Annotated in this window: 12 protein-coding genes; 7 read left to right on the top strand and 5 right to left on the bottom strand. The window is 58.1% G+C overall.

The features are described from left to right. Nucleotides 1-5 precede the first annotated feature (5 nt). Genes ABLV75_RS05175 through ABLV75_RS05165 form a run of 3 tightly spaced genes read left to right on the top strand, consistent with a single transcriptional unit; the run spans nt 6 to nt 2,588 of the window. Nucleotides 6-935, top strand: a complete 930-nt coding sequence (locus ABLV75_RS05175; RefSeq protein WP_004101870.1) for an amino acid ABC transporter permease — start codon at nt 6-8, stop codon at nt 933-935. Continuing rightward, a complete protein-coding gene (locus ABLV75_RS05170; RefSeq protein ID WP_004101872.1) occupies nt 919-1,698 on the top strand; it encodes an amino acid ABC transporter ATP-binding protein in 780 nt (259 codons plus the stop codon). The genes ABLV75_RS05175 and ABLV75_RS05170 overlap by 17 nt, the downstream gene beginning before the upstream one ends. Continuing rightward, nucleotides 1,695-2,588, top strand: a complete 894-nt coding sequence (locus tag ABLV75_RS05165; RefSeq protein WP_004101874.1) for a transporter substrate-binding domain-containing protein — start codon at nt 1,695-1,697, stop codon at nt 2,586-2,588. The genes ABLV75_RS05170 and ABLV75_RS05165 overlap by 4 nt, the downstream gene beginning before the upstream one ends. Before the next feature lie 65 nt (nt 2,589-2,653). Here the strand turns inward: ABLV75_RS05165 and ABLV75_RS05160 are convergent, their stop codons facing one another. After that, nucleotides 2,654-3,964, bottom strand: a complete 1,311-nt coding sequence (locus ABLV75_RS05160; RefSeq protein ID WP_004101876.1) for an MFS transporter — start codon at nt 3,962-3,964, stop codon at nt 2,654-2,656. Between the two features lie 217 nt (nt 3,965-4,181). Next, nucleotides 4,182-5,378 carry an L-talarate/galactarate dehydratase gene (locus ABLV75_RS05155; RefSeq protein ID WP_017145943.1) on the bottom strand — a complete coding sequence of 399 codons (1,197 nt, stop codon included), beginning with the start codon at nt 5,376-5,378 and terminating at the stop codon, nt 4,182-4,184. Between the two features lie 304 nt (nt 5,379-5,682). On the opposite strand from ABLV75_RS05155, the gene ABLV75_RS05150 reads away from it, so the two are divergent. The 4 genes from ABLV75_RS05150 to ABLV75_RS05135 all read left to right on the top strand — a co-directional run bounded on the left by ABLV75_RS05150 (nt 5,683) and on the right by ABLV75_RS05135 (nt 7,971). After that, nucleotides 5,683-6,687, top strand: coding sequence for a LacI family DNA-binding transcriptional regulator (locus tag ABLV75_RS05150; RefSeq protein WP_017145942.1), 1,005 nt, complete (start codon nt 5,683-5,685; stop codon nt 6,685-6,687). 125 nt (nt 6,688-6,812) lie between these two features. Beyond that, nucleotides 6,813-7,430 carry a glutathione S-transferase family protein gene (locus tag ABLV75_RS05145; protein WP_017145941.1) on the top strand — a complete coding sequence of 206 codons (618 nt, stop codon included), beginning with the start codon at nt 6,813-6,815 and terminating at the stop codon, nt 7,428-7,430. Nucleotides 7,431-7,499: 69 nt separating this feature from the next. Further along, nucleotides 7,500-7,727 carry a tautomerase PptA gene (gene pptA / locus ABLV75_RS05140; protein ID WP_004101884.1) on the top strand — a complete coding sequence of 76 codons (228 nt, stop codon included), beginning with the start codon at nt 7,500-7,502 and terminating at the stop codon, nt 7,725-7,727. A 22-nt stretch (nt 7,728-7,749) separates the two neighbouring features. Further along, nucleotides 7,750-7,971 carry a hypothetical protein gene (locus tag ABLV75_RS05135; RefSeq protein WP_017145940.1) on the top strand — a complete coding sequence of 74 codons (222 nt, stop codon included), beginning with the start codon at nt 7,750-7,752 and terminating at the stop codon, nt 7,969-7,971. Here the strand turns inward: ABLV75_RS05135 and ABLV75_RS05130 are convergent. From ABLV75_RS05130 to ABLV75_RS05120, 3 genes are read right to left on the bottom strand one after another with little or no spacing between them, the layout of a single operon-like run. After that, a complete protein-coding gene (locus ABLV75_RS05130) occupies nt 7,968-9,572 on the bottom strand; it encodes a carbohydrate porin (RefSeq protein ID WP_017145939.1) in 1,605 nt (534 codons plus the stop codon). The genes ABLV75_RS05135 and ABLV75_RS05130 overlap by 4 nt on opposite strands. A 43-nt stretch (nt 9,573-9,615) precedes the next feature. Beyond that, nucleotides 9,616-10,998: a glycoside-pentoside-hexuronide (GPH):cation symporter gene (locus tag ABLV75_RS05125; protein WP_004101888.1), complete on the bottom strand. Its 1,383-nt coding sequence runs from the start codon at nt 10,996-10,998 to the stop codon at nt 9,616-9,618. A 26-nt stretch (nt 10,999-11,024) separates the two neighbouring features. Next, on the bottom strand, nt 11,025-12,596 hold the full coding sequence (locus tag ABLV75_RS05120; protein ID WP_004101890.1) for a family 78 glycoside hydrolase catalytic domain: 1,572 nt from the start codon (nt 12,594-12,596) through the stop codon (nt 11,025-11,027). Between the last annotated feature and the right edge of the window lie 61 nt (nt 12,597-12,657).

Genomic DNA, 12,657 nt, shown 5'->3' with positions numbered 1-12,657 from the left:
CCAATATGCATACTCAGGAAACGATTAAGGTTGTCCCCGCGCGCTATCCGCTGCGGGCAGTGGGCGCGGTGCTGGCGCTGCTGGTGCTGGCGGTGGTGATTCAATCAGTTGCCTTTAACCCGCGCTGGGAGTGGGGCGTCTTTGCCCGCTGGTTCTTTGACCCGGTGATCCTCGAAGGCCTCGGGCAGACGCTGCTGTTGACCCTGCTGGCGACGGCGCTCAGCGTTATCTTCGGCGGACTGCTGGCGCTGGCGCGACTCTCCAGTTCATGGCTGCTGAGCAGCCTTGCCTGGGGCTATATCTGGTTGTTTCGCTCGCTGCCGCTGATCGTGGTGCTGATTATTCTCTACAACTTCTCTTATCTTTACGACACCCTGTCGATCGGCATTCCGTTCACCGCTATTCGCTGGGCCAGCTTTGAGACCATTAGCGTGCTGGGGCAGTTTTCTACCGCCGTTGTCGGGCTGACCCTGGTACAAAGCGCCTACACCGCCGAAATTATTCGCGGCGGTTTCCTCGGGGTCGATCACGGGCAGTATGAAGCGGCGGCGGCACTGGGGCTTCCGGCCAGCCGCCGCACGCTGCGCATTATCCTGCCGCAGGCGCTGCGCACCATTTTACCGGCGGGTTTTAACGAAATTATCAGCCTCGCCAAGGGGACGGCGATGGTTTACGTGCTGGCGATGCCGGAGCTGTTTTACACCATCCAGATGATCTATAACCGCACCCAGGAAGTGATCCCCCTGCTGATGGTCGGCGCCGCCTGGTACCTGGCGATCACCAGCGTGCTGTCGCTGATTCAGTATCTGGTCGAGCGCGGCCTGGCCCGCAGCGAGCGCCGCTCGGCGGTTAATAGCGCCCGCAGCAGCCGTCGCGTTGTTGAAACCGTTCATCGTCCCCAACCGCAGGAGTCCGCCCATGCTCAACTCTCGTAACGGTCATATCTCCATTACCGGCGTCAGCAAATACTTTGGCCGCCATAAAGCGCTGGACGATGTATCGCTGGAAATAGCACCCGGTACGGTGACGGTGATCCTCGGGCCGTCCGGTTCGGGAAAATCGACGCTGCTGCGGGCGATCAATCATCTGGAGCGCGTTGATGAAGGCTTTATTCAGATCGATGGCGACTATATCGGTTATCGCCGTAAAGGCGACAAGCTCTACGAACTGAAAGAGAAGGAGATCCTTCGCCAGCGGATCAACGTTGGCTACGTGTTTCAGAACTTCAACCTGTTCCCGCACCTGACGGTGCTGGAAAACCTGATTGAAGCCCCCATCGCCCATAAACAGGCGACCCGTAAGGAGGCTATCGCGCGGGCGTACGAACTGCTGGACGTAGTTGGACTACGCAATAAAGCCGACGCCTGGTCGCGGCACCTGTCCGGCGGTCAGCAGCAGCGCATCGCCATTGCCCGGGCGCTGGCGCTTAACCCGCGAGTGATGCTGTTTGATGAACCCACCTCCGCGCTTGACCCGGAGCTGGTGGGGGAAGTGCTGGATGTGATTAAAAAGCTGGCGCGCTCCGGCACCACGCTGGTCGTGGTCACCCACGAAATTGGCTTTGCGAAAGAGGTGGCGGATCGGGTGGTGTTTATGGTCGACGGCAAGATAGTCGAGCAGGGCAGCAGCGACAATGTGCTGAACCATCCGCAGCACCCGCGTACGCAGCAGTTTTTATCGAGGGTATTAGCGGCATGAAAAACGGATTTTTGACCCTGGCGTTACTCTCTTTATCTGCGGCATCGCAGGCGGCTATCGACCTGCGCGCCAACGAGCAGCCGCTGCCGGTAACCCGCGATGAGCAGGCGGTGGCGAAGATCCCGGCGGATTACGTCTTCGTCGAACCGGGTACTTTAACGGTGGCGATTTCAGCGCTCAACTCGCCGCCGCTGGCGCTGCTGGCCAGCGATAACCGCACGCGTATCGGCAGCGACCCGGATATCGCCCGACTGCTGGCCGGCAGCCTCGGGCTGAAGCTAAAGCTGGTGCCCACCGCCTGGGAGGACTGGCCGTTGGGGATTACTTCCGGGCGCTACGACGTGGCGCTGGTGAATATTGCGGTAACCGAGCAGCGGAAAGCGAAGTTTGATTTTGCCACCTATCGCGTCGATTCGCTGGCCTTTTCCGTAAAATCGACCAGCGACATCGCCAGCGTGAGCGGTCCGGCGGATCTCGCTGGTAAAAAAGTGATTGTCGGGTCCGGGACCAACCAGGAGCGAATTTTGCTCGGCTGGAACGCCGAAAACGAAGCCGCCGGGCGACAACCTGCGCTACCGGTCTACCTGACCGATGACGCTTCGGGCAATCTCTATATTCAGTCCGGTCGCGCGGACGTGTTTTTTGGGCCGCAGTCGGTAGCCGCTTACAAAGCGGCGCTCAGCGGTAAAACCAAAGTTGTCGGGCTGGGGCCAAAAAAGGCTTATGTCGCCACCACCACCAGGAAGGGTAACGGACTGGTCTATGCGCTTCAGGCCGCGCTGGATGGCGCGATAGCGCGCGGAGAGTATCAGAAAGTGCTGGCCCGCTGGGGTGAGCAGGGCGAAGAGGTGAGACAATCGGAGGTGAATCCGCCGGGGATTACCTACTAAAAAACCGCTGTTTCGCAGGAGTGTGATGCGAAACAGCGGAGGCGAAGGCTCGCCAGAGTTTTAAATCAGGCGGCGCGCGGGGTCAGCGTTAAGCGATCCAGCGGCCCGACGATAAACAGGTAGGAGAACAGGCCCAGTACGCCCATGGAACCGACGTACAGGATGGCGTAATCGAAGGAGTGAGTATTAGCGAGGATCACGCCGATAACCAGCGGCGTGATAATACTCGCCAGGTTGCCGCACATATTGAACACCCCACCGGCAATTCCCAGCATCTCCTTGGGTGATGTGTCGCTCAGCACGCACCAGCCGAGGTTACCGAACCCTTTAGCAAAGAAAGCCAGGCTCATGGCGGCGATCACCACCACTTCCGAAGTGGTGTAGTTGGCGACCACAATGACGCAGGAGAGCAGCATGCCGCAGATCACCGGCAACTTGCGGGCGGTCGTCAGGCTATAGCCGCGTTTCAGCAGCCAGTCCGAGAACACGCCGCCCAGCAGGCCGCCGATAAATCCGGCAATGGCCGGGATGCTGGCGACGAAGCCGACCTTGAGAATCGACATGCCTTTGGCCTGGTAAAGATAGGTCGGAAACCAGGTCAGGAAGAACCAGGTGATTGACGTCACGCAGAACTGGCCAATATATACCCCGATCATCATACGATTGACGCAGACGCTTTTGATTTGCGCGAGGGTTAATTTCTGCTGCGTTTTTTTCGTGCCTAATTCCGGCTCGCCGCCGCCTTCGCGAATATAGTCGAGCTCCTGTTGGTTAATTTTTGGATGATGAGAGGGATCTCTTACTTTTACCAGCCAGAATATCCCCAGCACCACGCCGATAGCGCCAATATAATAAAATACATAGTGCCAGCTTAAATTATGCAGAATAATCGTCATTAGCGGCGTAATAATCCCCAGGGAAATATACTGCGCGGCCTGATAGACCGAAGTGACGAACCCGCGCTCTTTATTGGGAAACCACTGTACGCTCAGACGGCTGTTGGCGGGAAAGGCGGGGGCTTCTATCGCGCCCATCATCAGGCGCAGAATCACCAGTACAATCAGTGGGCTGGCGAACAGATAGATCGTTCCCTGAAACATGGTGACGACTGACCAGCCAATCAGCGCGCAGCCGTAGACCAGCCGCGAACCATATTTATCCAGCAGCCAGCCGCCGGGTATTTGCATAATGACGTAGGAGATGCCAAAAACTGAAAAAGCCAGCCCCATCGCCTCGGGATCAAAACCTAACTCTTTGCTCATAATAGGCGCGACAACGGACAGCGTTGCCCGGTCGGCATAATTAAATACGGTAGCCAGAAATAAAAACAGTAATATGCCGTAACGCACGTTGCTGCGTTTTAAGGGTGTAGTCATCTTCAACTCCTTTGCAGGGTTGTTTATTGTGGGTACAGCCAATAAGAGGTATTTCCCCGGCAGGCCTACGGGTTTTCAGTCGTCCGCGGACCGGTAACCCGGACAGATGCGCAGCATCGCCCCCGGGAGAATGCGGTATTCTCCCGGGGGCGGCGCTTGATGCGCCTTGCCGGGCTACGCGGCCTGTAGCCCTTATGCCGCCATGCGGGGAATTCGGTTAAGGGCGTTTGCCAAACTCGCAGCTTTGCTGGGTCCAGCGGCGGGCCTGTTCGCTCAGGGTGAAGCCCAGACCGTGGCGTTCGGAAACCCACATCCGCCCGTCGCGCAGTTCCAGCTGTTCGTTAAACAGCGGGTTCAGCCACTCGAAGTGCTCCAGCCAGGGCTCGAGCGGGTAGGCGGCGGCGAGATGCAGGTGTACCTCCATCGCAAAGTGTGGGGCCAGCTTGCGACCGTGCTTCGCCGCCAGATCCATAATCTTCAGGAACGGGGAGATGCCGCCGACGCGCGGCGCATCGGGCTGCACGAAGTCGCTGGCGTTGCCGAGGATCAGCTGCTCATGTTCGCGGAAGCTGGTCAACATCTCGCCGGTGGCAATCGGCGTATCCAGCGCGGCGGCGAGCTGTGCGTGGCCTTCCACATCGTAGGCGTCAAGGGGCTCTTCAATCCAGATCAGATTGAACTGCTCCATTTTGCGCCCCATGCGGATAGCGGTTTCACGGTCCCACTGCTGGTTGGCGTCCACCATCAGCGGGAAGTCATCGCCCAGGACTTCGCGTACTGCCGTCAGACGGCGAATATCCTCAGCGGTATTCGGCTGACCGACTTTCAGTTTTATCCCGCCAATCCCGTTCTCGCGTGAGATAGCCACGTTTTTCAACACCTGCTCCAGCGGGGTATGCAGGAAGCCGCCGGAGGTGTTGTAACACTGCACGGAATCGCGATGCGAACCGAGCAGTTTCGCCAGCGGTAGCCCGGCGCGTTTGGCTTTCATATCCCACAGCGCAATATCGATAGGGGAGATTGCCTGCACCGCCATGCCGCTACGACCTACGGAAGCCCCGGCCCACAGCAGTTTGGTGTAGATCTTGTCGATATCATTCGGGTCTTCGCCGAGCAGATTATCGGCAATCTCCCTTGCATGGGCGTAAATGCCCTGGCCGCCCGCGCGTTTGGAATAGCTGAAGCCAACGCCTTCAAAGCCGTCCCGGGAGCGGATTTCCGCGATGATGATCGCCACTTCGGTCAGCGGTTTTTGCCGACCGGTCAGAACCTTTGCATCGCTAACGGGGGTGGCCAGCGGCAGAAAGGCCAGCGACAGTTTGACATGTTCAATGCGGTCGCCGGTTTCAGCGGCGGTTTTGACGCCGGAAGCTTTGGCGTAGGTCACGGAGTCGGAATTTGCGCTCGAGGTCATAGTCAGTTCCTTTTTAGTGGTAAAATGTTTGCGCTAACATTTTTAATCCTGAAATTATCCTGGTGCTACGACAGTGATTTTAATTTGTACAAACGATCACAATTAGCGGTTATAAAGGGTAAAATTATGCAGCGCAGGTCACGTTCCAAAAAGGTTTGTGAAAATTCACAAATCATAATGATAGCGATAACATTTAATTCGGCAGGTCGTTGATTCTATTGGGGATATACGGACGGGCGCTGGCAATTGCCTGGACCATCATCAATAATGGCCACAGGAAACGACTCAACACAGGGGCTTAGCCGTGAAAAGCAGAAAACCGACGCGCGCGCCGACGCTGGATGATGTGGCCCGCAGCGCCGGGTTGTCGTCGATGACGGTCAGTCGGGCGCTGAATACGCCGCAGCTGGTAAGGCCAAAAACGGTAGAGAAAGTGATGCAGGCGGTGCAGGCCACGGGTTATATCCCCAATGCGCTGGCCGGCGGCCTGGCCTCCAGGCGCAGCAAACTGGTGGCGGTGGTGGTGCCGCAAATCAATAACAATATGTTTGTCGATACCATCCAGGCGCTGAGCGATACCCTGGCGGCGCGCGGCTATCATATGCTGCTGTGCGTGGCGGGCTATAGCCGTCAGACCGAAGCCGAGCTGGTAGCAACCTTACTCTCCCGGCGTCCGGATGGCGTGGTGTTGACCGGTATTCAGCACGCTCCGGCGTTAAAGAGGACGATCCTCAACGCCGCCACGCCGGTGGTGGAAATCTGGGATCTCACCCCGACGCCGCTGGATATGCTGGTTGGTTTTTCGCATGAAAAAGTCGGTGAAACCATTGGCGAATATTTGCTGGAAAAAGGCTACCGTCGTCCGGGACTGCTATGGGCAGGCGATGCGCGCGCGACGTTGCGAAAGCAGGGGCTCCTGGCCCGGCTGGCCAAAAGTGGAATTAACGTTGCCCCGCAGGTCGAGGTGCCGCTTCCGGCATCGCTGGCGCTGGGGCGACGCGGGCTGGGCGAACTGCTCGCCGGTGGCGAGTTTGACGTTATCGTCTGCAGTTCCGACACCCTTGCCCAGGGAGCGATTATGGAAGCGGAAAGCCGGGGGCTGCGCGTGCCGCAGAATCTGGCGGTGATCGGCTTTGGCGATCTGGATTTCGCCGCCAGCAATCGTCCGGCGATCACCACCGTCAGCGTCGACCGTCACGCCATTGGCGAGCAGGCGGCTACGCTGCTTGCCGACCGCATAGAAGGCGGAGAAGAAGGGGACGCGATTATTGATATTGGCTTTCACCTGGTGGCGCGTGAGTCGGCGTAGCGCTGTGGTTTAGCCTGGGCGAGGGGGACTCCATAGCGACATTGCTCAATCAAACCTATACTGCAAGGTTGCTAAACCCGTCGCCGCTCTGTTCACGGGCGGCAAATTTCTTGAGGGCGCAGAATATGATCACCGTCTATGGCGTACCCGGCTGGGGTTCAACGATAAGCGAACTGATGCTGACGCTGGCCGATATCCCGTACCATTTTGTCAACGTTGAGGGCTTTGACCAACCGGGCCTGCAGCGCGACCGTCTCAAGCAGATTAACCCACTGTGTCAGGTGCCGACCCTCACGCTTGAAGATGGCAGCATGATGACCGAATCCGCGGCGATTGCTCTGATGATCCTCGACGTGCGACCGGATCTGGCTCCGGCGCCGGGATCGCCGCAGCGGCATGCCTTTCAGCGTCTGCTCATCTGGCTGGTGGCGAACGTTTATCCCACCTTTACCTTTGCGGATTACCCGGAGCGCTGGGCCGCCGATGCGCCAGAGCAGCTGCGGGAAAGCTGCATCAGCTATCGCAAATCGCTTTATCTGTGGCTGGAGGAGCAGCTTGCCGCCGCGCCGTATGCGCTGGGGGCGGAAATAACTCTGCTGGACTGCTATATTGCCGCGATGTGTGCCTGGGGCCCGCGACGGGAGTGGTTTACGGCGCAAACGCCAAAATTCGTCGCCGTGGCGGATGCGGTTTATCGCCATCCCAAACTCGAAGCCGTTCTTCGCCGCAACGAACTGATTTAAAGCACAAAAAGCGATCCAGATGATGCGGGTTATGCTAGCTTTATCATCCTGACAATAAAGGAGCCTGCTATGCCGCATATTGATATTAAATGTTTTCCCCGCGACCTGAATGATGAACAAAAAGCGGCGCTGGCCGCCGATATTACCGAGGTGGTGATTCGCCATCTCAACAGCAAAGAACGCTCGGTGAGCGTGGCCCTGAATGAAATTAAAGAGAGCGACTGGCAACAGGTGTGGGACAGCGAAATCGCCCCGCAGATGGAACAGCTGATTAAAAAACCGGGTTATAGCATGTAACCCGCTTTCTTTCCCGGAGGCGATGCTGCGCATCTGTCCGGGCTACGCGTTCTCAGTGGTCTGCTATCCGGTAGCCCGGGCAGGCGCTGTGTGCCCCCCGGGAGAGAGTGCGGAGTGGCAGAATATCCCGGAGGCGATGCTGCGCATCTGTCCGGGCTACGCGTTCTCAGCGGTCTGCGGTCCGGTAGCCCGGGCAGGCGCTGTGCGCCGCCCCCGGGAAGAGGTGCCAGGGCTGATGTATTAAAACCAAATCTCCGTCTGCACGCCAAAGTTCCAGTTTCCTCCGGCGGTAAAGCCTTTACTGCCGAAATCATCGTTGATCGCATAACGATCCAGGTCTTTATCCCAATTCATCCACGTGACAAAGAAACGTATCTCCGGCCTCGCTTTGATATCAAACACATCGCCAACTTTGAACGTCGGGGCGAAGGTCAGCTTGTAAAAATCGCCGCTCACCGCCTGGTATTGATGCACGCCGCTGTCGTAGCGATAGGTTCGGCCGTTGGGATTCAGGTCCATATATTGCCAGGACGCCTCGTATAGCAGGGCGAAGTTGCGGGTGATGCCCTGGGAAACCCGCAGGTTAAAGGTTGCCCAATCGTAGCGGTCGCCATCGCGGTAGCGATCTTCACTATGCTGGGCGATAACCGATGGTGCAAGCTGCCAGTTTTTCCCCAACGGCAAAATGCCGTAGGACGCAAAACGCAGGGACTTAGCGTTCTCGGTAAGATCGCCATCGCTGCCGGGCTGGCGCGCCTCGGCGCCCAGCCCGCCGCCGTACTGCAGGGCGCTCTCCGATACGCCCGGCGCGAGGCCATAGAATTGCTGTTTGTCGTGATACGCCAGCATCGCGTAGTAGCCGTGTTTCGCCGTATTATCGCTGCGCAGAGCGTAACTGCCGGTGGTCGAGGTATTATCTTTCAGGTCATCATTGCCCTGGGCGGTCATCGCCGTGGTCATCAGCTGCCAGTTGTTCCAGAAGTGGTTGGCGGTGAACATCAGGTTCTGTATATCGTTATCCTGGTAGTTATCGCTACCCAGATCGCCGAAGTTACGCGCATAGACCGAGTAATCGCCGCGCAGCGTATCACCCCACATCACGTCATTGATCCCGCCGCCGGTACCGCCGAGGAACATAATATCGCTATCGGTAAAGTGGATATCGAAATTATCGCGGTCGAAACGCTTGCCCGCCCAGATGGAAGCGCTCCTGAACGGCCCGGAAAAATCGGCGAAATTGCCCATCTCGACGTACAGCTGACGCACGTTCATGTGGTGGCTGTCGTTATCCTGTACCCATGGATCCGGGTTGGTTGCCCCGTCGGCAAGCATGGTTTTAAAGTGCGCCCATGACCCGTCGCTGAAGGTCATTTTTTTGCCGAAGCTGAGCTCCACGTAGTTATCTTTCTCGTTGCCGAGACGGCCAACGTGGGCATCGCCGTTGAGCGAACTGGCCGGGGAGACACCCGGGCCGCCGCGCGCGCCTTTACCATGGCTGTCAACCAGCATCCCGGAGCGCGCGTAGGCGTTGAACTCGAAGCCATCGCTGAGGCTGCTTTTCGCCAGCTGTTTGTCAGCAGCCTGCTGCTTTTGCTCGGTCGCTGCGGTGCGCTGACTGAGGGTCTGCACCTGCTTTTCCGCTGCCGCCGCGCGTTGTTCCGCGGCGCTGGTGCGCAGCTCCGCCTGCTGCGCCCGACGTTTGGCCTCTCCGGCCTCCTGCTCCGCATGATTAAGCCGGGCCTCCAGCTGCGCTAGCCGTTGTTCGACGGTGAGCGGGGCCGCACTCGCGCCGTAAGCCGAAAAAAGGGCGCAGCAAACCGCTGCGCTAATCAAAGAGATACGCATATCAATCCTTATTTTTTCAGAGGTATGTAGGGGGTGCTGCGCCTTACAGGGCGTGGTTTTCTCCAGCAACGGACGATGGGTTCGACGGCGCACGGCGTCCAGCGTCAAGGTCGGCGCGGATCTGCTCGTACTGGTCGTCGAGTCGGTAGAAGCGACCAATCCACAGCATTGAAGCCACAATCAGCAGCGCCGGGATATAGAGGTAGCAGGCTTTTATCGCCAGCATCGCGCCGTCGCTTTGCGTCTGGTTAGCGATATAACCGCCGGATGAGAGCAGGACCCCGGTAATGGCTCCCGCGCCCGCCATCGCCACCTTGCCAAGAAAGCCGTTGATAGAGGTCAAAATGCCGGCGGTATTGATGCCGGTTTTCCATACTCCGTAATCCACCGGATCGGCTTGCATAGAGAAGTAAATTGCCGTGCGCTGTCCGGCGCCAAGCGAGAGTACGACCGCTCCGGCAACCAGACCCCAGCTGTTAACGCCTGCCGCCATCATCATGCCCATGCCGACCAGGTTGATCGCGCTGGCGACCAGATAGACGTGGCGCTTTTTCATCCGGCTGGCGAGCAGCGGAACGGTGAGGGTACCCAGCAGAGGAACGAAGGTGGAGATCCCGGCGACGATCGCCGTGAGATCGTTATTACCGACGTAATAATGGAAGAAGTAGACCAGCGCCCCGGTCTGGAAGAAAAACGCGCCCCACATCAGGAAAATATTGATGGCGAAGACGAACCACGGTCGGTTGGCGCGCAGGCTGACCCAGGCGCGTTTTAAGGTCATGCGCTCCTGAGTAATACTGATATTTTCCTTAACGTTCCGGAAGCTCACCAGCAGAAAAAAGGTGGCAATAACGCCGAAAATCACCGCCGTATAGAAGAAGCCGTGCTCCTGATTGCCTTTCCCCAGCGCGCCAACCAGCGGCAGAGTGGCGACCGCGACAATAGTCGCGCCGAGCGAGCCGAGCAGAATGCGCACCGCCGACAGCGTCGTGCGCTCCCGCGAGTCGTTCGTCAGAAACGGCAGCATGGCGCAGAATGGAATATTAACGAGGGTATAGAGAAACGACAGACACAGATAGGTGACAAAAGCGTAGATCAGCTTACCGGTAGTGCCAAAATCAGGCACGTAAAAGGCCAGAATACACAGCAGTCCGAAGGGGATCGCGCCAATCAGCAGATACGGACGGCAGCGCCCCCAGCGGGTGGCGGTATTGTCGATAACCAGCCCCATTAGCACGTCGGCAACGCCATCCACCAGGCGCGTCACGAGGAACATCAGGCCTACGTAATAAGCGGGCAGGCCCATCACATCGGTGTAAAAGAACATCAGATAAAGAGAGATCATCTGCCACACAAGGTTGCAGGAGAGGTCGGCGATGCCATAGCCAAGGCGCTGCCGCCAAAGGGTAAAGGTTGTTTCTGCCATAAAAGTAAACTCGCTTATCGTTGTTGTTAAAGTCCGTACTGGCGAATAAACCAGGCCGGGGTGCAGCTCCACGCATGGCAATAACTGTTTATCAGCTTGCTGCCATAAGGGGAAAAATCAGGATGCGCCGGGTCGAAGATTTCCCAGAAGGTATCGGCACCGTAGTCGACCATTGCTCCCCAGTAGGCTTTGATCTGCGCAATAGCGTCGTCGCGCAGCCCGCACTGCAGAAGGGCGGCAATATAGTGGTGACGCAGGTATGGCGTGTTCATGGCGATCGCGGGGGGATTTTGCTCCAGATTATGCATGATCTCCCGGCGCTGCTGAGGAGTACCGACTTCCGCCAGTACCAGCCAGATTTGCGATGCCCATGAGACCTGCCGCTGCTCGCCGCTGATGTAGAAGCCTTGCTGCTCGTCCCATAAGACATCGAGGGCCGCAGCTTTAAGCTGCTGTAAACGCTGGCGATAGCTGACGGCCAGCTCAGGTTCGAAACGCTCGGCCAGCCAGACGGCGCGCTGCAGGCAGTAAATCAGCACGCCCTGCGCTGCAGCCTGTTTATTCAGCGATGCCTGCCAGTCGATAAACACCCACCAGTCGTCGCTATCGCGCACAACCCCGTAGGCGTCGCAGCGTTTCAGCGCCAGTTCAATCTGACGACGGGCCGTGGGCCACAGCTCGCGGGCCGTAGCAATATCCTCCGCGCTTTGCAGATAGTTGTAGAGAACGTCAACAAAAAATAGAGAATAATCAAAAAGAAAGGTATCGTCAGCAATGACATCCGGCTGCACGAACACGTTGGCCGATACCATACCGTCCTCACGAGTATGCCCGGCGAAAAGGTACAGGCAGCGGCGTACTAAATCGTGACGGGCGAAGGTCACATCGTTCACCAGCGCCTGCAAACGTAAATCGCCGAGCCACAGGCGGCGGTCGCGTTTGGGGCCATCCTCAAACACCTCCTGCATGCAGTTTTGCAGGGTCAGAACGGCAACGCTGTCGATGGCCTTGAGCTGCGGGTCGGCGGTTGTCGCTGCCGGGCATGCGCCGCTGGCGGAGGTAACGGCATTCACCTGAATCTGGTTGAACTGCAGACGAAACTTGCGCGACACGGCTTTGACCTCCACCTTCAGATAGCGGAAGCAGTAGCGGCGCGGCAGATCAACTTCGGCCGGCAGGACATCAAGCCACAGATCCTGCTGCTGCAGCCAGCTGCTGCTTAGCCAGCCCTGGTAATCGCTGAACGGCTCACACACTTCGCTCAGCGTTTCGCCGAAGGTGAACTGCAGATGGGCCGGAGCGTCCGGTGGGCTCCCGACGCTCTGACAGAGAAAATGCAGGTAGCCAACAAAGTGGCTGCCAAAATCAATAATGACGCTATCGCCGCTGCTCAGCTCGCGCTGGTAAAACGCGGCCGGGGAACTTACCGGTTCGGCGCGCCAGCCAAACAGCGCCGTGGCGTCGGCGTGGGCTTCCACCACGGCGATCGGCGGGTACGCCTGGCGGCGTAGCGCGGGCCGGAGCGTCTCGGCGGTGCGTAGAAAATCCGGGTGGCGGGTCATCGAGACCTGAGAATTATGCTGAATTGCCTGTGACATACTGCGTCCTCTGTATTTATTTGTCCGCAGCATAAGATGCCGGCCCCGGGGGTAACCACTC

This window comes from Klebsiella sp. CN_Kp066, assembly GCF_040065135.1.
GTDB classification, from domain to species: Bacteria; Pseudomonadota; Gammaproteobacteria; order Enterobacterales; family Enterobacteriaceae; genus Klebsiella; species Klebsiella oxytoca.
The sequence above is the reverse complement of the archived record's forward strand: the minus strand, read 5'-3'. Positions and strand labels throughout refer to the sequence as shown.

Excerpts from the sequence above, each read along its gene's own strand:
- ABLV75_RS05175 (WP_004101870.1), top strand. The coding sequence starts at position 6 with ATGCATACTCAGGAAACGATTAAGGTTGTCCCCGCGCGCTATCCGCTG.
- ABLV75_RS05170 (WP_004101872.1), top strand. The coding sequence starts at position 919 with ATGCTCAACTCTCGTAACGGTCATATCTCCATTACCGGCGTCAGCAAA.
- ABLV75_RS05165 (WP_004101874.1), top strand. The coding sequence starts at position 1,695 with ATGAAAAACGGATTTTTGACCCTGGCGTTACTCTCTTTATCTGCGGCA.
- ABLV75_RS05160 (WP_004101876.1), bottom strand. The coding sequence starts at position 3,964 with ATGACTACACCCTTAAAACGCAGCAACGTGCGTTACGGCATATTACTG.
- ABLV75_RS05155 (WP_017145943.1), bottom strand. The coding sequence starts at position 5,378 with ATGACCTCGAGCGCAAATTCCGACTCCGTGACCTACGCCAAAGCTTCC.
- ABLV75_RS05145 (WP_017145941.1), top strand. The coding sequence starts at position 6,813 with ATGATCACCGTCTATGGCGTACCCGGCTGGGGTTCAACGATAAGCGAA.
- pptA (WP_004101884.1), top strand. The coding sequence starts at position 7,500 with ATGCCGCATATTGATATTAAATGTTTTCCCCGCGACCTGAATGATGAA.
- ABLV75_RS05135 (WP_017145940.1), top strand. The coding sequence starts at position 7,750 with ATGCTGCGCATCTGTCCGGGCTACGCGTTCTCAGTGGTCTGCTATCCG.
- ABLV75_RS05130 (WP_017145939.1), bottom strand. The coding sequence starts at position 9,572 with ATGCGTATCTCTTTGATTAGCGCAGCGGTTTGCTGCGCCCTTTTTTCG.
- ABLV75_RS05125 (WP_004101888.1), bottom strand. The coding sequence starts at position 10,998 with ATGGCAGAAACAACCTTTACCCTTTGGCGGCAGCGCCTTGGCTATGGC.
- ABLV75_RS05120 (WP_004101890.1), bottom strand. The coding sequence starts at position 12,596 with ATGTCACAGGCAATTCAGCATAATTCTCAGGTCTCGATGACCCGCCAC.